This window comes from Luteolibacter algae (assembly GCF_042683045.1).
GTDB lineage: Bacteria > Verrucomicrobiota > Verrucomicrobiia > Verrucomicrobiales > Akkermansiaceae > Luteolibacter > Luteolibacter algae.
Genome location: NZ_JBHUIT010000010.1, coordinates 60,980 through 84,340, shown reverse-complemented (window position 1 = coordinate 84,340; position 23,361 = coordinate 60,980). Strand labels below are relative to the sequence as shown.

General features: G+C 52.7%; 13 protein-coding genes. 10 read left to right on the top strand and 3 right to left on the bottom strand.

Annotated features, from left to right (window positions below):
• Positions 1 to 761 precede the first annotated feature (761 nt).
• Positions 762 to 3,713, top strand: a complete 2,952-nt coding sequence (secA, locus tag ACFSSA_RS08210; RefSeq protein ID WP_386819952.1) for a preprotein translocase subunit SecA — start codon at positions 762 to 764, stop codon at positions 3,711 to 3,713.
• 69 nt (positions 3,714 to 3,782) lie between these two features.
• On the opposite strand, the gene ACFSSA_RS08205 is transcribed toward secA, so the two are convergent.
• Positions 3,783 to 6,590, bottom strand: coding sequence for a PQQ-binding-like beta-propeller repeat protein (locus ACFSSA_RS08205; RefSeq protein ID WP_386819951.1), 2,808 nt, complete (start codon positions 6,588 to 6,590; stop codon positions 3,783 to 3,785).
• A gap of 249 nt (positions 6,591 to 6,839) precedes the next feature.
• Between ACFSSA_RS08205 and ACFSSA_RS08200 the strand changes: the two genes are divergently transcribed.
• From ACFSSA_RS08200 to ACFSSA_RS08170, 7 genes are all read left to right on the top strand, one after another.
• Positions 6,840 to 8,420, top strand: a complete 1,581-nt coding sequence (locus ACFSSA_RS08200) for a sialate O-acetylesterase (protein ID WP_386819950.1) — start codon at positions 6,840 to 6,842, stop codon at positions 8,418 to 8,420.
• Positions 8,421 to 8,450: 30 nt separating this feature from the next.
• Entirely contained in the window at positions 8,451 to 9,914 is a 1,464-nt protein-coding gene (locus ACFSSA_RS08195; protein WP_386819949.1) for a sulfatase family protein, read from the top strand.
• A 4-nt stretch (positions 9,915 to 9,918) separates the two neighbouring features.
• Positions 9,919 to 11,355 (top strand): arylsulfatase, encoded by a 1,437-nt coding sequence (locus tag ACFSSA_RS08190; RefSeq protein WP_386819948.1) that lies wholly within the window; start codon positions 9,919 to 9,921, stop codon positions 11,353 to 11,355.
• Positions 11,356 to 11,502: 147 nt separating this feature from the next.
• Positions 11,503 to 13,080, top strand: coding sequence for a sulfatase family protein (locus ACFSSA_RS08185; RefSeq protein WP_386819947.1), 1,578 nt, complete (start codon positions 11,503 to 11,505; stop codon positions 13,078 to 13,080).
• Positions 13,081 to 13,246: 166 nt separating this feature from the next.
• The gene (locus tag ACFSSA_RS08180) at positions 13,247 to 13,903 is read left to right on the top strand and encodes a 3-keto-disaccharide hydrolase (RefSeq protein ID WP_386819946.1); all 657 of its coding nucleotides are present in this window, start codon (positions 13,247 to 13,249) and stop codon (positions 13,901 to 13,903) included.
• A 40-nt stretch (positions 13,904 to 13,943) separates the two neighbouring features.
• A complete protein-coding gene (locus ACFSSA_RS08175; protein ID WP_386819945.1) occupies positions 13,944 to 18,545 on the top strand; it encodes a DUF7133 domain-containing protein in 4,602 nt (1,533 codons plus the stop codon).
• A gap of 71 nt (positions 18,546 to 18,616) precedes the next feature.
• Entirely contained in the window at positions 18,617 to 19,588 is a 972-nt protein-coding gene (locus tag ACFSSA_RS08170; RefSeq protein ID WP_386819944.1) for a helix-turn-helix transcriptional regulator, read from the top strand.
• Between the two features lie 34 nt (positions 19,589 to 19,622).
• Here ACFSSA_RS08170 and ACFSSA_RS08165 read toward each other — a convergent pair whose 3' ends face one another.
• Both ACFSSA_RS08165 and ACFSSA_RS08160 read right to left on the bottom strand, forming a co-directional pair.
• Positions 19,623 to 20,105 carry a hypothetical protein gene (locus ACFSSA_RS08165; RefSeq protein ID WP_386819943.1) on the bottom strand — a complete coding sequence of 161 codons (483 nt, stop codon included), beginning with the start codon at positions 20,103 to 20,105 and terminating at the stop codon, positions 19,623 to 19,625.
• A 19-nt stretch (positions 20,106 to 20,124) separates the two neighbouring features.
• Entirely contained in the window at positions 20,125 to 21,897 is a 1,773-nt protein-coding gene (locus ACFSSA_RS08160) for an ankyrin repeat domain-containing protein (protein ID WP_386819942.1), read from the bottom strand.
• A gap of 108 nt (positions 21,898 to 22,005) precedes the next feature.
• On the opposite strand from ACFSSA_RS08160, the gene ACFSSA_RS08155 reads away from it, so the two are divergent.
• Positions 22,006 to 22,584 (top strand): RNA polymerase sigma factor, encoded by a 579-nt coding sequence (locus ACFSSA_RS08155; RefSeq protein WP_386819941.1) that lies wholly within the window; start codon positions 22,006 to 22,008, stop codon positions 22,582 to 22,584.
• A gap of 84 nt (positions 22,585 to 22,668) precedes the next feature.
• Positions 22,669 to 23,343, top strand: a complete 675-nt coding sequence (locus ACFSSA_RS08150) for a hypothetical protein (protein ID WP_386819940.1) — start codon at positions 22,669 to 22,671, stop codon at positions 23,341 to 23,343.
• Positions 23,344 to 23,361 lie beyond the last annotated feature (18 nt).

The following is a 23,361-nucleotide window of genomic DNA, read 5'->3' as shown; positions in this document are numbered from 1 at the left end:
AATACCCCAATCCCCTCTCAAAAACACCACACACACGCACTCCCACTCCAAAAATCACTCTTCCCGTGCTTAATACCGATGATTCACCAAATCTCTGAATAGTGAGATATTCCTAATTTGACAAATCCCAGGCCCAATTGATTCTGTGCTCGGGATTCACGCTAGAGCATTCTGACTGGTTCCACTATCTGATGAGCGCTCCTGACAAAGGTCTTTCCAACTACGCAACGACTATCTGGTTGTTCGCCGTTGTCGCGCTATTAACTCTAAGCCTTTCCGGAAATAACGTCTCTGGTTTCAGAAAGGACAAGTATCTGGATGGCTGTAGCCTCAATCAGATAGCCGGCGAATCTGCCATACTTGGCAATCCGACAACTCCCCAGATTTTACTGACTCTTGATCCAGCCGATAGCGCCAGACTGATCGGACCGACTGCCATCCGATTGAAAGTTAGTCGGTATGGAAGCCATTTTCCTTCCCACTGCAGGAATGAACGAGCCCAAGGCCGAGCTCCACCTATCGAGATACTTTGATGAAATCGCCTCGTGTGGATCTAAAAGCGGCGACCCCGTTAGTCCATATAGAGCACTTAATTTCTCGTCGCTATATTTGCGATTCCTCTCTCTTAACCTCAAGAGAGTTTTGATCCATGCGGTCGTAGCTCACCCCTCCTGCATGGATTGGTAAATACTGGCAGGTATGAGCCTGCACAAACGCTCGGGAATACGAGCACAAACACCCATCAAATCTTATCTCTTTATATGATCACTTGGTCCTTACCAAAAATTCTCGGCGGAAAAAATGAACGCGAACTTAAGAAGATTCGCCCAATCGTCCGCAGAATCAACGAAATCGAAATTTCGCTTCAGGGCGAGACTGCCGAAAAACTCACTATGCTCACACGAAAGTGGCAGGAACATCTCGCTCGCTATCATCCTCTCTCAGCACCCACCAAATCGGAACTGGAATCCTATGACACTCCTGCTCTTGAGAAGATTGCTAAAACCTTGGAGTCGCGATTTTTGGCTTTAGCCGATGAATTCCCGGCCATTCCCCGCAATCTATCTGCGACAGTCGACTCGATAGAAAAGGCAAAAGCATTTTTTCAAGAGATCGAGAGTCACTTCCCTTCCGCTCGTGCAAAATATTTACAAAAGATCCTCCCCGAAGCCTACGCCGTCGTCAAAAATGCCGCGCGACGTCTCTCCGGGAGCAAGATCGTGGTCAACGGACATGCCGAGACATGGCAAATGGTTCATTTTGATGTCCAGCTCATTGGAGGAGTAGCACTTCATCGTGGATTGATTGCAGAAATGCAGACCGGGGAGGGAAAAACCTTGGTCGCCACCCTACCCGTGTATCTGAATGCTCTTACTGGACTGGGAGTGCATGTGGTCACGGTAAATGACTACCTTGCGAAGCGGGATTCCGAATGGATGGGCGCCCTCTTCGGGTTTTTGGGCCTAACTGTCGGTTGCCTGGAAAATCAAATGCCGCCGACCAAACGGCGCACCGCGTATGCTTGTGATATCACTTACGGAACAAACTCGGAGTTCGGATTCGACTACCTCCGGGATAACGGCATGGCGACAACCAAAGACGAGCAAGTCCAGCGCGGGCACTACATGGCAATCATTGATGAAGTGGATTCCGTGTTAATTGATGACGCCCGCACTCCGCTCATCATAACTGGCGCATCAGAGCAAGGTCCGCACCCTTTTGACATTCACAAACCAAAGATCGAAAAGTTGGTGCGACTACAAACTGAACTGTGCAACCAACTGGCAGCGGATGCGAAACAGGCTTTGGAGAAGGGCGATACCTCCGCCGCCGGCTTGCTCTTGCTGAAGCTGAAGCTTGGGCAACCAAGACACCGTCAGTTCCTCCGCTTCATGGAAAAGCCAGAACTACGCCGTTTACTGGAGAAAACCGAGCTCCGCTATCAACAGCAAGCATTCAGGAAAGATATCTTCAAACTGAAAGAACAACTCTACTTCGCCATCGATGAGAAAGGCCGGGATGCTGATCTGATGGAAAAGGGCAGAATTTTCCTCGCGCCTGACGATCCGGATTCCTTCACGATACCGGATATTGGCCCCAATTTTGCCGCGATCGATGCGGACGCCAGCCTTTCCCGTGAGGAAAAGAAAATTGCCAAGCAAAAGCTTCATGAGCAACGCAATGCACGTGCCGGCACTGTCCACAGCATTTCCCAACTACTCAAAGCCTATTGTCTTCATGAGCGCGATGTTCATTACGTGGTCCGCGATGGAAAGGTCACAATTATCGACGAAAGCACTGGCAGGGAAATGGAAGGGCGACGTTGGTCCGATGGCCTCCATCAAGCCGTGGAGGCAAAAGAAAACGTGGCGGTGGAGGATGAAAACCACACTTTTGCCACGATAACGATTCAGAATTACTTCAGGCTTTATGAAAAACTCGCCGGCATGACAGGGACTGGTGAGACCGAAGCCGCGGAATTTCATGATATCTATCAGCTCGACGTGCTTCCTATTCCGACAAATGCGCCAAGCCTGCGGATCGATGAGAATGACCAGATCTTCAGAACGCGTAGAGAAAAATTCCAGGCCGTCATTTCGGCCGTGGAGAAAGCTCACTCCAGCGGGCAGCCGGTTCTGATTGGCACAGCATCGGTGGAAGCCTCGGAGACTCTGTCCAGAATGCTACAGAGGGCAAAAATCAGCCACACCGTTCTCAATGCGAAATATCATGAGCAGGAAGCAGCCATTGTCGCATTAGCAGGCGAGGCAGGGGCCGTTACCGTATCAACGAATATGGCAGGACGTGGCACCGATATCAAACTAGGAAAGGGCGTTGCCGAATTGGGCGGACTCTTCGTCATCGGCACTGAACGGCATTCTTCACGTAGAGTCGATCGTCAGCTTCGCGGACGTTGCTCCCGCCAAGGTGATCCGGGCAGATCGCAGTTTTTCATATCTCTGGAAGACGATTTGATGCGCAATCATTCGGCTCCGGGTCAGATCGCCTCCACAATGGAGCAATCTATCTCCGCGGCCAGAAAGGACGGGAAAGTGATTTCATTGGGAAAACTCGTCGAAACCGCACAACGCCAAGTCGAGCAACAGGACTATAAAAACCGGAAGCGTGTGCTCGACTTTGATGATGTGATGAATCTCCAACGGGAAATTGTCTACGGACAGCGCAATGAGATTCTCAACACTGAAGACACCCGCAAACTAGCTCACGAAACGATCGCGGAATGCATCACGTGTCGTATGCAGGGATATTTTTCGGAGATGGAACAGTTCGACCCAGATTTCGAGCCCCTCATCCAATGGGCCGAGAGTTCGCTGGGTATTATCTTGGATCCGGGACACCTGAAAACGGCCGATCCCCGGCAGCTTCTCGCAGAAGTGGTGGACGAAATAGCGGAATCATACGATCAGAGGCTCAAAAAAGCACCCCGGGTCCTTGTCGAGCAGGAAGAACGACGAGCTATGCTGGTAGCCATCGACAGCCTTTGGCAGGAGCATCTTGCCGACATGGATGAATTACGTGAAGGAGTCTATTTGCGCTCCCAAGGCCAAAAGGATCCGCTGGTGGAATACAAGAACGAGGGATTCAAACTTTTCCAGAAACTCATGGTTTCTGTCCAGGAGCAGGCAACCGGTTATTTACTTCAGCTGGCATCGGGGCTGGAAAACTATTTTTCATCGGCGAAAGCCAGCTAGGCATCCCCATACAAAACAGCCGAAGCACATTGGAGCTTCGGCTGCTTTTTCCAGTCCAGTGTAAGGCGATTACTTGAGCTCAGTTTCGAGCTCGATATCGATGAAGCGAAACGATCCGCACGGTATTTCGATTTCCACGGATTTCGGATCATCAGCCCGGAAGGACTCCCCACTCATCAGTTCCGTCATTAACTTCGGGACCACCGAGCCGAATTGAACTTTGGCTTTGCGGTCACCCGGGTTGATATAGCCGCCGTCCACAAGAGTGAGGCGGAGATGTTTCGGAGCAGTTTGCGCTACGACCCATGCCACATTTTCGCCAGATACAGTGAGGGGCAACTTTTCGGCACCTTTTTCTATATCAGCCGCGATCACCCGATAATACTCTTCCGCAGCAAAGGTTTCCGTGCCATCAGCTGAGTAGTAATTCCTCCCATCGGTAATGTATTCCTTGGTGATTGATTTATAAAGCGGGTGCAAATGATCTGTCAGCTTGCCGCGGGGCGCTTTCGGATCCGAAAACACGCCTTCCTGAGGCGGCGTGATGAGAACAGTGCCGTGTGGATACGGAGGTAGATAATTCAGACGACGCTCGCCCACACCAGACGCATATCTTGAGAAATCCCATTCCGTGATTCTTGCTCCCTTCCAGCTGCCATTCATCCGGCTGAAAACCATTTTGTTCTCTTCCTCGGATTTGGCATCGAAGAAAACTGTCCAGTGGGCGTTTCCACCCTCATTGAGGAAATGCTCATCGGGCGATTTCATTGAGAGATGCACAGGATTGATACTGACCAGCTCTTCCCGCTTAGGCACATAAAGAGCACCTTTTGCAATCAGTTCCCATAGCAGGCTCATATAATCCTGATCCACGGGGAAGTTGTCCAGATATTGGGCTCCGCTGGAGACATTGTAGATCATGTGGCGGAGAAAATGATTTGGCAGCATTTGGTGAGAGTGTTCACGCGTTTTGTCCCAGCTGGCATTATCACGGGCGCATCTTGCCCCCCAGCTATCCACCGCTCCGCTAGCCCAGATTCCCATTCTGGCACCCACACTCACATCCATTGTTTTGCTGTGCGATTCCTCCATGGCGGGGACAAATACATGGGGAAACTCCCCGGCGATCAACCGTGACCAACCCGGCAAATAAACATCGCCATGCCAGAATGTGTTTTTCGAGCGAATATAGAGGTTCGTATTACGGCTTTCACCGTATTCCGCGAGCGGATAGATCAGATAGTTCATCAGCCATGGAAAACTATCGGTTTGATCCTGGATCTCGGGAAAAATAAGCACGGTCTTCTTCCCGTTCGCCGCATCAATGATTTTCTTGGTGGTAGAGACCTGATAGTAGTTTGGATCGTTCCCGTGTCCCCCCCAATAGGCGATACCTGGCACACCTTGATATTCCGGAATGATCGTATCCAATACCTCCTGCTGGGTCAGATCGTATCTTTTCCGTTTATCACGGCGCTCGCGGTAACGTTCACTCTCCATGGATGAACGGTCGAATGACTCGACCCTTCCCTGGTGCCTTCCACCAAGAAAGACCGGACTCTTGTAATTCGCTATAATATCAGAGGCGACCTTTTCCGAATGTTCCGTAGGAAAGCCATCGCTCATCAGCCAGACAGGGAGCGGGTCACGCTCGTGCGAGGGCTTTTTGAAGCCGGCCAATTCCTCGCGGACCCTCGCCGTGTTATCCAGGATTGACTGGATTTTTCCGGGCGGCGCCAAATTCTCGTAAGAATTTTTCCACTCCGGATTCGCAGGATCGATAATGTGCACGCAGCTGCCACCGCTCTGTGCGCTCGCCAGAATAATTTTTCCTGAAACAGGATCCTTACACATATCATTGAAGGAATAGCGGGATGTCAGGACCTCGGCCTTTTTCATATCGGCATCCGGGCCGGCAAGAACGATTCTGGATCCGTATAGCACGAAATATTCCCAGCTATTTCCCTTCGCGATCACCTCCGGCTGGGCTACCCGGTAGCCGAAACCTTCGATCTGTTTGCGCAGAGAGGATAGCATCGTTTGCTTCTGCTCACCGTTTGAAATATCGATACTGACAAACGATACGCCACTCAAAGAGTCCGCCGTGCCAAGAAGAACTTCCTCGGTCCCATCACCATCGGTATCCGTGGTTGTGAAAGAACCGATCGGCCGTCGGCTTTCAATTTTGGAGATTTTGAAAGGCTTCTCTTCGAGCGGTTGGAACAGATAGAGTGAACCCGTGGAAGTCTGGGCGATCTGACCAATTACCGCCAAAATTTCAGTGCCATCCTTCTGCTTGATCGGCCTGATGAAATTCGCCGTATGTTCTCTTTCCTTCGGGCTCACCAAATCAGCCCACTGCCAGGGCTTTTCCTGGGAATAGGTGATCGAAGCGATTGCTTTCACTTTTTTCCCGGAGGCATCGAGATAATATAAATTCTTATCAAATCCGCCGCATACCACATACGGGACTCCTGCTTTCGAAATCACACAGACAGAATACATCGGTGCGTCGTTCTCCTTGAAGGTCCATTGAATTTCGCCCTTACTATTCAAGCAGTAGATAGATCCATCACCGTTCGCAGCTAATATTTCATCGATTCCATCGCCATTGATGTCCGCGCAGAACACATCATGATTCACCAATCCCGAGAGCTCTTTTTCCCACGCGATCTCACCGCAGTCATTCATTGATAGGATGCCACCTTCATACGTGCTGGCTACGACGAGTGATTTTTCACCGGCGCGAGCCGTGCGGACTTTCGTAATCGTAGATCCTGTATCGACACTCAGCAGGGCTTTCCCCTCTGGTGCGGCGATCGCAAAATGGGTGGATGCCGTCAGGACCACGGCAAGAAAAGGAGATATTTTATTCATTCGATAATTGGATATGACGGATTTGGATGGTAATCGGCCGCTTCAGCACTGCCGCAGCGGACGCGACAAAATACGCATAGCATCATAAATCCTTACAGATATTTTATATATACATAATTACGCAAAATATATTCACTTTATTGTCACCACGATTGGAATTCCGAGAAAGACGCTTTGATCAGCTACCGTAAAATGATGTCCTCAAAGATCTCGCGGAACTGAGAGCGTCCGTAAAAAAATCCTGCATCCATGAAAAACAACACTTCTACGTTTTACCATCGTCTAGCCGCGGCAATCACGCTACTTGCCTCCCCATTGCTAGCGGAAGTCCAGCCGGCAATGGTTTTCACCGATGGTGCGGTGCTCCAGAGAGAGGAGCCGGTCCGCATATGGGGTAAAGCGGCCGTAGGAGAAATCGTGACAGTCGATTTCACAGGGCAGAAATGCTCCGCCACCGCTGATGAAGCTGGAGAATGGATGGTCACCCTGGAGCCTCTCGCCACCAACGCCGTGGGGGAAAAGCTTACTTTTACTGGCACAGAGACCCCGGAACCCATCGTGCTCGAAGATGTGCTTGTAGGGGAAGTATGGCTCGCAGGCGGGCAATCAAACATGGCTTCCACCATGACCACCTACCGCAAAGTCACCCAGCCGGATATCGACTCTGCGAACGATCCCCTGCTCCGCTGCTTCACAGTGCCGAGGCTGTTTTTCCCAGAACAGAAACCTATGGCAGGAATCACGTGGAAGCCCAGCAATCCGCAGACTGTGGGGAACTTTACCGCCACGGGTTATTATTTCGCTAAAAATTTGCGGGAGAAGCTCAATGTCCCGATCGGGATCATTTCATGCAGCGTGGGCGGCACACCGGCGGAAGCATGGATGAGCCGTGAGACTCTCGCCAGCAAGCCGGACTTGAAAAGGATCATCGATAGCTACGATCAGCACGTCGCCAACGCATATAAAGACGAAGCGGATTATCTAAACCAGCTTCAAGAATTTGAAAATGCCGTCAAAGCAGCAGCAAAGGAGGGGAAAAAGAAGCCCAAGCCGCAGGAGCTGATGGGTCCGCGGAACTTCAAGCGTCCGGCCGGACTGCATGAGGGGATGCTCACCAAAGTCATCCCATCGACGATCCGCGGCGTCATCTGGTATCAAGGGGAAAATAATGCTAGCTCCAGCACAGGCTTCCACTACCGGAGGGTGTTTTCCACACTCATTGAAGAATGGCGGAAAGAGTTCCGGAATCCTCAGCTTCCATTTTTGTTCGTTCAACTTGCCACTTTGGATTTCAAAGATGGTCCCGAGTGGCCGGAGCTCCGGGACTCCCAACTGTGGGTCGAGGAGAACGTGGCGAATACGGGAATGGTCGTAGCAGCAGATGGCGGCGAAAGAAAAGACATACATCCACATTCAAAAAAACTCGTTGGCTCGCGCCTTTCCTTGCTCGCGCGGAATATGGTCTATGGAGAGGAAGATCTTGTGGCCCGTGGTCCTTACCTGAAGAGACACAGAGTCGTAGGATCAGCTATCGAGCTGGACTTCAAGAATACCGGCAGTGGCCTGGTATTGAAAAAATCTCCGGAAAATCCTTTTGAGATAGCAGGTGCCGATGGCGAATTTTTCCCGGCGCAGGCGCAGCTGATCGACGATAAAATCCGGGTCTCGGCGGAATCCGTCAGCGAGCCAAAATTTGTCCGCTACGGCTGGCATAAATGGTTCATACCTACGATTTACAACACGGAGGACCTCCCGGCATCGCCCTTCCAGACAGGTAATCTGCCTGCCGCCACAGAAGGCAGATTCCTCCTGGATTCGCTCAATAAATAAAATCCATCCAAATAAACCCAGATCCCATCCATGAAGATCCTTCATCTCAAAATCAGCCTATTGCTGACTGCCATTCTGCCATGGCAGCTGCTTTCCGCCAATGAAACTACAGACCCCGTAGATAAACCGAATATTTTGGTGATCATCGCAGATGATCTCGGCTGGGCAGACATCGGCTACAATAATCCGGAAAAAGTTTACTCGCCGAATTCGGACCGATTGGCCAGTGAGGGAGCCACCTTTGAAAACCACTATGTCATGCCTCAATGCACGCCCACCCGCGTCGCACTCATGACCGGCCGCTACCCGGGGCGCTTTGGAAAAGCCGCACTGAAGGCTACAAACGAAAGATGCTTTCCGGTCGGCACCCCAACCATCGCCACCATGTTGAAGCAACGCGGATACGAAACATTTCTTTGTGGGAAATGGCATCTCGGGGCGGAACCGGAAGACGGGCCGAACCATCATGGCTTCGATTACAGCTATGGCTCGCTGGCCGGAGCCGTCGGCATGTATGATCACCGCTACCGCAAAGGGAAGTATTTCGAGACCTGGCATCGTAATATGGAGTTCATTCCGGGCTCGGAAAACGGCCGTCATGCGACAGATCTCATCCAGGAAGATGCCGTCAGAATCATTTCGCAAAAACACGAGAACCCATTTTTGCTCGCACTGACATTCCACGCACCGCACACACCTCTCGATGAGCGCGGCCGGTTTACCGATCAACCAACCCGTCTGGATCCTGATAATCCCGGGCGCTGGCTCAATGAAGACGAGATAGAATGGTTCAACGATCCAAAAGGCATCATCCAGAAGGAAAAAGACCCGGAGAAGCGGCTCTTTCTTGCCGCAGTCCATCATCTGGATCATGCGATCGGAATGATCGTCCAGTCACTAGATGAACGCGGCCTTCGTGAAAACACGCTCATTCTATTCTCCTCGGACAACGGCCCACAGCACAGCTGGCCCGGAAATGCGTATCCGGATGATTTGAAACTAACGGATTTCAATCAGCGCATCCCCATGAGGGGACACAAGGTCGACGTGTGGGAAGGCGGGATACGCGTGCCCGGATTTGCAAACTGGAAAGGCAAGATCAAGCCTGGAGCTGTCACGGATCAGGTTCACATCATTGATTGGTTCCCTACGCTTGCCAAAATTTCCGGGAACGATCCGGTAGATGCAGGCGACTTGGACGGCATCGATATCTCTCCGGCGCTCTTGTCCGGAAACACCTTGGAAAAACGGGATCTTTATTGGATCTGGAATCCAAAAATCAACCGTTGGGCGCTTCGCTTTGGCGCGTGGAAGATCGTCTCCTACGGCACCAAACAACCGGCCGTTCCAGGCGATTGGCAACTTTTCAATATATCCGAAGATCCTATGGAGAGCAGAAACATCGCAGAACAAAATCCTGAGATACTCTCCGATTTACATTCAAAATTCCTAAAGCAGCGCGCTAAGGACAACCAGCAAAAGTCCCTCAATTAGACTCATGTTCCACACCAAAAAACTCGTTCTCTTCTTCGCGGCTACCGCCTGCCTCTACCAATTCTCCACAGCAGCCAATGAACAGCCCAATGTAGTTTACATCCTCGCGGACGACCTCGGCTCGGGAGACCTCAGTTGCTACGGACAGGTCAAATTTCAGACGCCCAATATCGATAAGATCGCAAAAAACGGGATGCTCTTCACCCAGCATTACTCCGGAAGCGCGGTTTGCGCACCGGCACGATGCACGCTGATGACCGGGCTTCACACGGGGCACGCTCCTATACGCGGCAATGCCCAGGATCCGGATGCCATCGAAGGGCAAATGCCGATGCCTGCGGATACCTACACCGTGGCACACCATTTCAAAGCAGCTGGCTATACGACCGGAATTTTTGGAAAATGGGGACTGGGTTCTCCTGAAAGCACCAGTGAGCCGCTCAAAATGGGCTTCGATTCCTTTTACGGGTATAACTGCCAATCGATCGCCCACTGCTACTATCCCTCCTTCCTTTGGCATAATGACAAAAGGGAATTGCTGTGGGGAAATGTGGGGACAGACCGGACCGATTATGCGCCGGATCTGATTCACGAGCAGGCTTTGACCTTTATCCGGGATAACAAGGACAAACCTTTTTTCTGCTATTATGCAGCCATTCAGCCGCATGCCGATATGATCGCACCGGAGGAATACATGCAGAAGTATCGCGGAAAATTCCTTCCGGAAGCCACCTACAGCGAAGACTATTACATCGATCAAGCCGAATGCCATGCGGCTTTCGCGGCTATGGTCAACGTCCTGGACGACTACGTGGGAGAAATTCTCGGCGAACTGGAGAAACAAGGACTCACCCAGAATACCATCGTCATCTTCAGCTCCGACAATGGTGCCCACACCGCTGGAGGTCACGATCCCGACTACTTCCAATCCAGCAGGAATCTCCGGGGCTATAAGCGCGACCTATACGAAGGCGGGATCCGCGTTCCATTCGTCGCCCAATGGCCGGGCCATGTAGAGCCCGGTTCGCGAAATGACCATGTTTCCACCTTCTGGGATTTTCTTCCTACCGTCGCGGAGCTTACCGGCCTACCTCTGACAGCCCACACTGATGGCATCTCGTTTCTACCATCCCTGCTTGGCAAAACCGGGCAAAAGGAACATGACCATCTTTACTGGGAATTTCACGACAAGGCTGGCCGGCTTGCGGTCCGCAAAGGAAAATGGAAAGGCGTGCGCTACGATGTTCAAAAAGCTCCAAACAGCCCTCTCGAACTATACGATCTTTCCGAGGATCCCGGTGAGAAGAACAATATCGCCAGCCGGCATCCCGAGCTAGTGCAGGAGCTTGATGCGATTCTGAAAAAATCCCACCAGCCTTCGCCCAATCCGAAATACAACCTTGTGCAACCTAAGAAGACCCACCGGGAAAAGCATAACTAAAGCCTGCCGCTCTCGTTCTCAAAAGTTTTCTGCACAATCGGATTTTGAAAGAACATGCATGTGCTCCCCGTTTCCATTGCACTTGGTTCCATGGGGACACACACCGTTTTTTTCCCAATATTCCTCTAAAGAACCCAACACTATTTTATGAAAAGATATTTGAAACCCACCTCCCTGCTACTGCTCGGGATAACATTTTACCTGCCTGTTGCTTCCGCTGCCGAGAAACAGGAAAAGCCCAACATCCTTTGGATCACCATTGAGGACTGGAGCCCGGATCTGGGCTGCTACGGCACACCCGGTATCGAGACTCCGCATGTGGACAAACTGGCCTCAGAAGGTATTCGCTACGAAACGGCTTTTACCACTTCGCCCGTTTGCTCGACTTCCCGCTCGGCGATGATGACCGGCTTCCACCAAAATTACATTGGTGCAAACCAACACCGCGAGGACAATAAGAAGCCTCTGCCATACGGCATCCGGCCCATCCCGCATATCCTTGCGGACGCCGGTTATTACACCTGCCTGATGAGTTGGAAGGTCGATTGCAATTTCCTCCCGGACAAAAAAGAAGAACTCTTCATGGGGGAGGACTGGAGTGGCCGTAAAGAAGGACAACCATTCTTTGCACGGATCACTTTTGGAGGAACCCACCGCTCCTGGAACCGGGATCCTATCGACCCGATCGATACCAAAGATGTTGTTCTACCGCCGACCTATGCGGACACCGAATTCCTCCGCCGGGACTGGGCAAACGGACTTGAGCAGATGCAGATCGTGGACCGCGAGGTCGGAGAACTTTTGAAACGACTTGAGGACGAGGGACTTGCCGAGAACACCATCGTCTTTTTCATCGCCGATCACGGCCGCTGCCATTTCCGCGGAAAACAATTTCTTTATGATGAAGGAACCCGGATCCCGATGATCATGCGCTGGCCCGGCAAGGTGAAGCCTGGTCAAGTCAGTGAGGATCTTGTCATGGCCATCGATATCAATGCGACGATTCTTGAAGCCGCCGATGTCGAGCCTCCGGTGCCCCTGCACGGCAAAAGCCTTTTCAGCGACGAGGTCAAGAACCGCAAATACACCTTCGCTGCAAGGGATAAAATGGATGCCACACATGACTCCATGCGCTCGATCCGCTCGAAGGATCACAAGCTCATTCTCAACCTCATGCCAGAGAGAGCTTACATGCAGTTCAGCCATTACAAGGAAGGCGCCTATCCCGATCTAGCGGAAATGGCCGTGCTCTACCTCGAAGGAAAACTAACACAGGAACAAGCGGCTATCATGGCTCCGAAGAAACCGGAGATCGAGCTCTACGACCTGAAAAAAGATCCGCATGAAGTTCATAACCTGGCGGAGGACCCTGCCTACGCTGAGATTAAAAAAGAACTGCTCGCCGCCCTCGAAGACTGGAGGACCAATGTTATCAAGGATCAAGGTGTGAGCGAAGATTTCCGCGCCACGGATGTTTTCCCGGAAAAATGCCCGACACCGACCGTGGGCGAATGGGTTTACGAAAATGCGGACAAATACGACTTCAACAAAAACGGGTTGCCGGGATGGTATCCCACGCGCACTCTGGAAGAATGGAGAAAAGTCCGCGATATGTGGAAACCGTATGTCTTCCGCGCTCCTGATGAGGATATTGCCCGGCCTTTGATTCCCGGCACCACAAAGCCGCAGGACAAAAACAAAGTTAAGAAGAAGAAAAAGAAATAAGCTTCCAATTCCCAGGCCACCTCATTGCACATCCGGCCGGAATCAAGCCAACTGAAAAGCCATTGGAAAAACACCCAATGGCTTTTCTATTGCCCCCATCTTACAAAACCAGCCTTGCAATTCATCTGTGAAAAATGAATATTTCTTACCTGCAAATTTTAAATCTATGAAAAAAATCAAACTGCTTCTTCTCACACTTGGCGCTATTGCATTCAGCCCCGTAATCCATGCGAAAAATCAGGCGGATAAAGACGGCTTTGTTCCGCTTTTCGATGGAAAATCGCTTGAGGGTTGGAAAAACCCCTACGAGTGGGGTGAATTCAAAGTCGTCGATGGAGAGTTCCATCTCACCAGTCCGAAAAAGTTTTTCCTGATCACTGAAAAGAAATACTCTGACTTCATTTTTGAGGGCGAAGTGCTTCTACCAGAGGGCAAAGCCAATAGTGGCTTTCTTTTCCGCGCACAGACGAAACCCGGCCAGGTCTATGGCTATCAGGCAGAAGTAGATGGAGATCCGAAACGCGGCTGGTCCGGTGGACTCTATGACGAAGGCCGCCGGATGTGGTTTATCAGCCCGATCAAGGGCGATAAGGCCAGCGAAGCAGCATTTAAAAAACGCGCCGGAGATGCCTTCAAACGCAACGACTGGAATACCTACCGGATCACATGCAAGGGAGATCATCTGACCATCGAGGTCAATGGGGTAGTCACCACAGATATCCACGACGCGAAGGACTCGGAAGGTCATATTGCCATTCAGCATCATGGGGAGAAAGGCCAGACCTACAAGTTCCGTAACCTGCGTATCAAAGTTCTCGATTGAACGCCCTTACTTCCGAGGATAGGGCTATTCACAGCCCGTTATGAAAAAATCGCCCGTCCACCTCTCCACCGTATTATGGTTAGCTATCGCCTCAGGCTCCGCCCACGGAGCCTTCCAATCCTTTGAAGGTGATGGTTACGGAGATTGGGCGGTATCGGGCGAGGCCTTCGGGGCCTCGCCGGTCCACGGCACAATCGATGGCCTGGACGGAAGTTTCAGCACATTTTCCGGGGATTCCTTTGCTGCATCCGTTTATGGCGATGAGTCAGCCACCGGGACCCTGACCTCTCCTGAGTTTAAGATCTCCAAGGACTACATCTGGTTTCTCGTCGCGGGTGGAGATTCGGCGGGTAAGACCGCCATCCAGCTACTTATCGATGGCAAAGTCGAATACGAGACCACCGGGAAACGCTCCCTGCGTTTTGAGGGAGTCCGCTGGGATGTCCGCAGATTCATGGGGAAAAAGGCGGTTATCCGCTTGGTGGACGATGCAACCGGGCCCTGGGGCTTCATCGCCGCCGATGAAATCACCATGACCAATGGCATGCGGTTGGACTTTCCCCCGCCCACCAGAAACGGTGAAGTATTCGTCGAAGGGCTTGTGCCAACTCCGGAGCTCCCCGGGGCGACCATTCCCGAGGGCAGCACGCTTAAAATCGAAGCAACCTCCGAAGAGCACGGAATTGCCTCTCCGACAGCTATATCGGTAGATGAAAAAGGCGGGGTCTTTGTCGCGGAAACCCACCGTCTGCGCCACGGTGTAGGCGATGATCGGGATAGCCTTTACTGGTATCTGGAAGACCTCCGTGCACAGACCACGGACGATCGCCGCGAGATGTATAAAAGACACGAGGACAAGTTTTCACACGAATTCATGACCGAGAAATCCGAGATCCTGCGCCACATCTCCGATACCAACGGAGATGGGAAGATGGATTCCAGCAAAGTGTTTGCTGACGGTTTCAATGACGAGCTGGATGGGGTGGCCTCCGGAGTCTTTGCCTTTGATGGAGCGGTTTATTTCGCTTGTATCCCGAAGGTCTATAACCTCCTGGACAAGGACTCGGACGGGGTGGCAGACGAAAGAAAAATCATCGCGGACGGTATGGGCGTGCGCGTGTCTTTCTCGGGTCACGATATGAACGGCTTCGCGCTCGGCCCCGATGGTAGAGTCTATGGAACCATTGGTGACCGTGGCTTCTCATTCACCACCAAAGAAGGCGAAAAGCTCCACCATCCCAACGAAGGAGCGGCTTTCCGCTTTGATCTGGACGGTTCCAACTTCGAGCTATTCCACATCGGCCTACGTAATCCAAAGGAAATCGCTTTTGATCGTTTCGGGAATGCCTTCTCCGTGGATAACAACTCGGACCAGGGCGACTCCGCCAGAGTCGTCTATCTGGTCGAAGGCGGTAACTCCGGATGGCAGATGGAAAACCAGACCATGCACTCATTCCACCGTCAGATTGGACTGGAAAACCGCCCTCCAAACCGCTGGATGGATGAGAAAATGTGGGAGTTGGAAAACGATTCCCAGCCAGCCTACATCGTCCCGCCGGTAGCTCTCCTTACCTCCGGCCCCAGCGGCCTGACTTACCATCCCGGCACAGGCTTTCTTGAATCTGAAAAGGATCGTTTCCTCGTTTGCGATTACCGGGGCAGCTCCGCGAAATCCAGCATCTGGTCCTTCGGAATGGAACCAAAAGGAGCGGGAATGCAGATCGCCCAACCACGCCAGTTCGCCCGTGGTATCGCAGCGACTGACCTCGAGTATTCCTTCGATGGTCGCCTCTTTATCTCCGATTACGTCACCGGCTGGACCTCTCATGATGATGGTCGTTTGCTTTCACTCAACGCCGGGGAAAACCTCTACCTCCCGGAAGAAACCGCGGACACGGCGAAAACTATTTCAGGAAATTTCGACGAACGGACTTCGGAAGCCCTCGCCGCGCTCCTCTCCCACCCAGACTCCCGCATCAGGCTACGCGCACAAATCGCTCTCACCCGCAAAGCGGACGCGGTCGCCACATTCGAGAAGGCACTCGCGTCCGAGGATCAGATGACCCGGATCCACTCGGTTTGGGGGCTGGGGATCATTGCCCGCCGTGGATTTGCTCCTTCCGCCACAGATGATTTCTCCCCCATTCCTCCGAAGGGGTTACGCGAAGAAGCAGCGGGAAAGCTAATCCCCCTGCTTGAAGATCCGGATCCCGAAATTCGCTTCCAAACTGCCCGCGCCATCAGCGAAGCTCCAATTTCCGGCGATTCCCTCCCTCTGGGAAAATTGCTGAACGATCAATCATCACGCGTCCGCTCTGCCGCGGCTATTGCTATCGGACGGATGAAAGCAATCGGGCAATACTCCGCTATTCTGGACCTTCTCCGAAAAAACAACGGTCGGGACGTTTACCTCCGCCACGCCGGTATCTATGCACTTGAGCATATAGTCTCCTCACCCCGGCAGATCAGCCCGCTATATACAGACCCTTCGCCCGCCGTTCGCGTGGCGGCGGTTGTCGCGCTCCGGCGGATGAAAAGCGAGGAAGTCGCCCGCTTTGTGAATGACGAGGATCCCAAAGTGCAGAATGAAGCAATCCGCGCCATCTACGATAATGATCACAAACAAATGCTGGGAATGGTCGCCGCTCTTCTGGACGATCTGGATTCGCGCGAGTGGTCGCCTTTCATGCTCCGTCGCTTGGTTCACAGTGCATATCGCTCCGGCGGTGAAGAGAATGCCAAGCGGTTGATGAACGTTCTCGCAAACGACAAACTTCCCGAAGAAGTCAGGGCCGAGGCATTGCGGCTTCTCCAGGAATGGGAAAAACCTTTCCCGGCAGATCAACTCACCGGCCACTGGCGCCCATTGGAGCCACGCTCAGCGGAGACAATCAAACCGGTCCTGGCAGAAGCAATGCCTGTATTGCTCAAAAATGATGGGATGGTTCTCGAAGGTGCGCTGGGCCTGATCGAGCAATACCACATAGATGTGGCCGCACTGGACGGAAAAACCCTGAAAGCGCTTTTCGAAAACCCGGAACTGCCTCCCGCAACGCGCGCCGGGGCATTGACGCTCTATATCGAGCGGGACGAAGCGGATCTTACGTCTGTCCTGAAAGAGCTCGCCATTTCCAAGGATGATGCAATCGCTCTCACCGCACTGAAAAGTCTCGCTGAGCGGTCACCCCAGGCAGCGATTCCCGCACTCCGGGCAGCAGTCAGTTCGGACTCAGCCTCCAGAGTGCAGAAAGCCTGGCCCGTGATCAGCTCGATTCCCGGCGATGAAACTGCCGGAATCATCGCTTCCGGTCTCAAATCGCTCATTGAGCTGGAAGGAATTTCCCCGGGAGCGATTGAGCTCCTGGAAGCGGCGAAAACACGGAAGGAACCAATGGTCGCGAAAGCTCTCGCTGAATTTGAAAAAGCGGTTTCCGAAAGTCAGGATCCTCTCGCAAAATTCAATATCGCTCTCGAAGGAGGCAATCCGGAAAATGGGGCTTCTCTCTTCAATTCCCATCCTTCGGGGCAGTGCCTGCGCTGTCACAAGGCCGATGACAAAGTCCACTCTGCCGGTGGAGATGCCGGCCCGAACCTCGCCGGCATCGCGACCCGTCACGAGCGCAGATATTTTCTGGAGTCCATGATCCTGCCGGCTGCAGTGGTCGCCCCGGGCTACGGGATCACCTCTGTAACGTTCAAAAACGGAGCATCGCTTGCGGGTAACTTCATTGAAGAAACTCCGGAGGAAATCACCATCTCCACGCCGGAGAAAACCTATCGAATCAAGCGCAGCGATATCGAAAGCTTCAGCCCGCCGGTCTCTGCCATGCCGCCGATGGACCAGCTTCTCTCACCGACTGAAATCCGCGATCTGGTCGCTTGGCTGGGCTCTCTGGACAAAGCTAAAAAAGCTACGAAAGGCCCTCAAGCGGAGCTTCTCGATCCGGCGACATTGCCGGGAGCCAAACCTCAATCCAGCAACGAAGCAAAGGATCAGACCCTGATCCCGATATCGACTGCCGGACAGGAAAATGGAGGCGAACCGGTCGTTAAGAGCAAGGAGAGTGAGGCGAAGGCCATCGATGATGAAAAGGCTAACGCGGAGGCATCCAGCGAAGAAATGAAGTTAGGCAAACAGCAGTTTGCAATCTGTGCCGCTTGCCACGGGCAATCAGGTGAAGGAACTGCGGCCGGGCCACCGCTGGCGGGCTCCGAGTGGGTCAATGGACCCGCGGAAAATCTCATCCTCATTCAGCTTCGCGGCCTTGTCGGGCCAATCACAGTCAAAGGCCAGAACTATAGTTTTCCAGCAGGCATGACTCCCCTAGCTTATCAAAACGATCAGCAGATCGCCGCGGTGCTGACCTATATTCGCAGCAGCTTCGGCAATAACGCGCCTCCCGTCAGCCCCGAGGAAGTCGCAGCCTTACGAAAGGAAAACGAAGGAAAGCCCCAGCTGCAGGCAAGCGATCTTATCGAGCCGGAGCCCTATGGAACCGCTCCCGCTCCTGAAGATATTGGCAAAGAAGCCCCGAGCAAATATGACGATCTCAAAACATCAAGCGGTTTGCCGGGCTGGATACTTGTTGCACTCCCGCTGTTTGTTATCGGCTGCTTGGTTGCCGGCCTCCGAAGAAAATAAGTTTTGGAAAGTCATCCTCCAGAGCGACTCTGAGATTGGTTCGCGCGATCGGTTACGCTAGAAGCTAATACATGAATCGCACGGATCGTCTCGTAGCTCTTGTCATGCTGCTGCAATCCAGGCGTGTGATCACTGCTGCGGAGATGGCGGATCACTTCGAGATTACCGAACGCACGATATATCGGGACATAGCTGCATTGTGTGAAGCGGGGGTGCCAATCATCGGGGAAGCCGGGGTTGGATACAGTCTAACGCGGGGTTATCAGCTTCCCCCGGTAATGTTTTCCCCGGAGGAGGCATTCGCGCTCGTCACTGGCGGATTGCTTGCGGAAAGGATGACGGATGACTCCGTGCGGAAGCCCATCATCACAGCCCTGGGAAAGCTCACTGCGGTATTACCCAACGAGTTACAAAATCGCGTGCATCGCTTGAAAAAATCCATGCACGTCGGTCACTTTCAGCAACACACCGGGCCTGTTTCCCTAAGTCAGGTGCAAGCCGCAATGGCAGGAAAGCAGGTAATGCACTTGCAGTATCTGGGCGCGTCCCGCGGTCTCGCAACAGACCGGGTCATTGAGCCTCTTGGGCTGGTCTATTACCTGGATCACTGGCACCTTATCGCCTGGTGTAGATTGCGCGGCGAAGTCAGGGATTTCAGGGTGGATCGCATTATCAAATGTGAAATCTTGCCAGAGCCCTCTCCTCCTCGCGGGGATTTTGATCTATCTGCTTATCTTTCAAGCTGCACTCAGCCCGCCCTGAAGGAAACAGCGATCCTTCACTTTCATCCACGACTTATAGAAACCGTGCGTCGTCATTGGGGACCAATGCTTATCAGGGAACAAACCCATGAAGGCGCAATCCGCGTCCATCTCTCCTATGCCCATCCTGATCACCTCGCTCGCTGGCTTTTGAGTTTTGGAAAAATGGTGACGATTATCTCGCCGGATTCACTCCGCAACGAACTCATCATTGCTGCCGAGGATGCAATTTCGCATCACTCCCGCGTCGAAAAGAAACAGGCAGAGCCAATCCTTACGTAGGGCATTATCGCATGCGAAATTTCAATGGCGGCCCCTATCGAATGAGATCCTCTTCGTACATCAACCTGAAACCGCTGCGGTTTAGGACACTCGTCGCAAAATCGTAATCCTCCACATGCATCGCAAGCAATGCCATCTCTTCGGGACACGGCAACAATGCATAGGCAAAATCGACGTTTGTTTCCGCGGTCATCAGAATATCGAGACACTGTAGAAGCCCCGGACCAGCCTCTTTCAACCCTACAATCACCAGCTGACAGATGGTGTATGGAATCCCCTTCTCGCAGAAAATTGCTTCCGCGCTATCTGTATCCGAGACCACAAGACGTGCCACTGTTGCATCCCGCGCGTCCTGCATACTGAGACCGATCACCTCGATCGAAGAGCTTCTCAGGAGCTTCACCAGTGACGCCAACGCACCGGCTCTATTTGGAAGCATCACGGAAAACTGCCTCACCGGCGTGCCATTTTCGGCGACCAGGCCGCCATCATTCGAAGGGTCAAAATCATTCATCATAATGGAAAACTGGTTCTTGCTATCCTTTGGGCCCACGCAGAGGGAGCGTGCGGACCTCGCCACTGGCCACTTCTTCGATGACCAACTGACTCGGGCGGACATCGTTCACAAGAAACTCGCGTCCGTCTTCCGAATAAAAACGCTGCCCTGGCCTGGCAAGGTATCGCTGCCCGGTAGCCGCATCTTCCACCATCGCGACCGGATCGTGACCTGCGGCCGGACGCCCGGCGATCCATTCACGGCGCTGCCCGCTAAGACTATCCTCCACTTCTACGATTCCAACTTCCAAAGGCTCGTTATTATTCAGCTTCCCTTGCTCGGTGCGGCTGAAAACACGGATCACCACCAGATTTGAGTCCGGGATTTTCTCACCAGCCTTCACATTCACCGTTCTCGGCTGCGGACCGATCAGATGCAGGGAGGCAACTCCTCCGGAAACTTCACGAACCTCCACAGGAAGCTCGCGCTGCCTGTAATGACGCATCACCAAAGGCAATTCGCCCTGCTCTTCTTCCCGGGCGATGCCACGTTGCCTAGAATTTTCCCTTGCTCCCACCTCCTCTGGCGAGCGCTCAGCATTTCCCATTGCAGGCTCTACAGCCGCTGACCGTGGCTTCGTAACACCTTGGCTGATTCTTGCACCCTCCAATGATACCACGGGACGCCCCACAGCGGATCGGGATCTACTTCCTGCTGCCTCAGAGCCCGCCTGACCGCCCGCTTCTCGTTGTCTACCGGGAGCCTCGGTGACTGGGTTCCCGGAAAAATCTCTTCTGGAATTTTCATGATCCACCACCGGCGAGCCATCGAGAGCGGCAAGCCCTCCTGCTTCGGCACTTCCATCAGATCCTTGTGATCCGCCGTTGGCAGGATCGTCTTTCTGATCATTTCCCTCCAAAGTATCTGCATCCAAGGCCAGCAGGCCATCCTCATCAACTCCATCGATCCCGGCTTCCGGCTGCATCTCATCCAGATACTCGTCCATGGCTTCCGCGACTTCCTCATCGGACTCCAGCGCCAACTTATCGCCAACGAACCCTGTCTCTATCATTTTCGCGATATCCCCATGCCCCGCGGCAACGGCAAGGCTCAGAGCGCTGTCTCCATTGTCAGTGGTCGCAAAACGGCTGGCTCCGATATCGATCAGCAATGCCACGGCATCACGGTGCCCATTCTGCGCGGCAAGCATCAGTGGAGTGCGGCCGTCTTCCATCCGTGCATAGACGGACGCGCCATAATTCGTGAGCGCGTCAATCACTTCCGCTTTCCCTACCAGGGCTGCCAACAAAAGTGCCGAATCCAAATCCTCCCGATGATAGGTCGCCAGCTCTTCGACTTCCGCCTTTCTGCCATTCGTCACTGCCAGCATCAGCGCCATAAAACCATTTTTGTCCTTCAGTTTAGGATCGGCTCCCTGTCTCAAGAGCCATTTCACCATCTCCGTTTTATCTGCCAGCACGGCCAACATCAGAGGTGTCTGGCCGGCTTCATCCACTTCATCCACTGAAAAGCCACGGTTCAAGAGATATTCAGCCGCTTCCCTGCTCCCGGATTCCGCTGCAATGTGCAGTCCGTTGCGTCCCTGTTCATCTTTGATTTTCTCATCGAAGCCCCCTCCCACCATCTTTTTAAGCACCGACACGTCATTATTCAGCACCGCTTCAAACCAGCCCTCCGCAGTCATCGCATATCCTGCCTCACGGACTTCCTTTGCGACTGATTCCGATTTCTTACGACAACCTCCAAGCACTGCCACGAATGCGCAAATGAGAAAGATTCTGAAAATGTCCATAGCGCTATTTACTTCAGAAATATTAAGCATTCAATCTTCAAAATCCTGCTGGTGGAAATGAAGACAAATGTGAGCGAAGGTAACGCTACTCTAATACCTCCTAAGAACATGTCCGCAATCGAAGCTCAGACCCAGAGCTCCCCGGCCACGACCGCCTGGCGCGCGTGGCTGGAAGAGCACGCACCCAAACTATTCCTTTTTGCAAGAAACCAAACCAGATCCCATGAAGATGCCCAAGACGTCCTCCAGGATGCGATTGTCAAACTTGTCGAAAAAATTCGGGCGGGTGAATTCGTGGGCGGCCAGGAAGCCTGGCAACCCTATCTTTATACAACAATCCGCAGGCTTGCCATCGACCTGTCGCGAAAAGACGACAGACGTAAGAAACGCGAAGACAATGTCTCGGCAGAGATCGAAGCGGAGCAGTTGGAAGCCTTCCACCCTTGGTTTGATTCCGACGGCGGCGACGAAGAAACAAAAAACCAACTCGAGGACGCTATCAAATCACTGCCTGAAAAATTCTCTGAGGTGATCGTCATGAAAATTTGGGGAGAACAGACATTTGCACAGATCGGGGAAGCTTTAGGCATTTCCCAAAACACAGCGGCCTCGCGGTATCGCTACGGACTGGACGCACTGAAGCGCGAGCTCGGCACTGCCCGTATCCGCGGCGACCTATCCATTTGACCAGATCCTTTATTATCATCAATTCACCTAATATTGAAGAACCTCCCACTAATACTTCACTAGAGTTAGCCAACGTTTATATATATGTCAAAAATTCCAACATCCACCGAACAAGAACTTGGCAAGCTCGTTCCTTGCTGTCTTGACGAGGATTTCCTTTCCAGACTGACCGCTTGTGCGGAAGGCACGCTCACCGAGCTGACAGCCGAGGAACTGGAGATGGAAAAACAATTACGGGCCGTCAAACCGCGCGCTATTCCATCTTCGCTGCAGGAAAAGCTCAGCAGCACCATCAGCGACACGCCCTTCGCAGTGGACGATAAAATTGTTCTATTCCACAAATCCAATCCCCACAAAACCCGGCACGACCCAGCCAAGCGATCGAACCTTCTACGGTTCAATATTGCCGCAGCTGCAGCAGTTGCAATACTGGGCTCCATCGCTGCTCTCATGACGCCAGGCCGTGAAGATCATGCAGGGCAAATCGTCCGGCAGGAAACGATCGCCCCGGTAGCTCCGGATCTTATGGTGCAGGCTCCGCAAGCAAGCCCGGTCTCGAATTTTTCTCCGGCAAGCTTCAATAGAAATCTCAGCAACACGCAAGACGAGGGAGTCATCTGGCAGAACAACAATCAGCCGCACCGTGTTTTGAGATTCACCTACACAGATCAAGTCACCATGACGAACGAAAATGGAGAGCAGGTCCAAGTCGAGCAGCCTCGTGTGGAATATGTAATTATTCCGGAAAAAATCGACTAATACATTTTAGACAAAAGG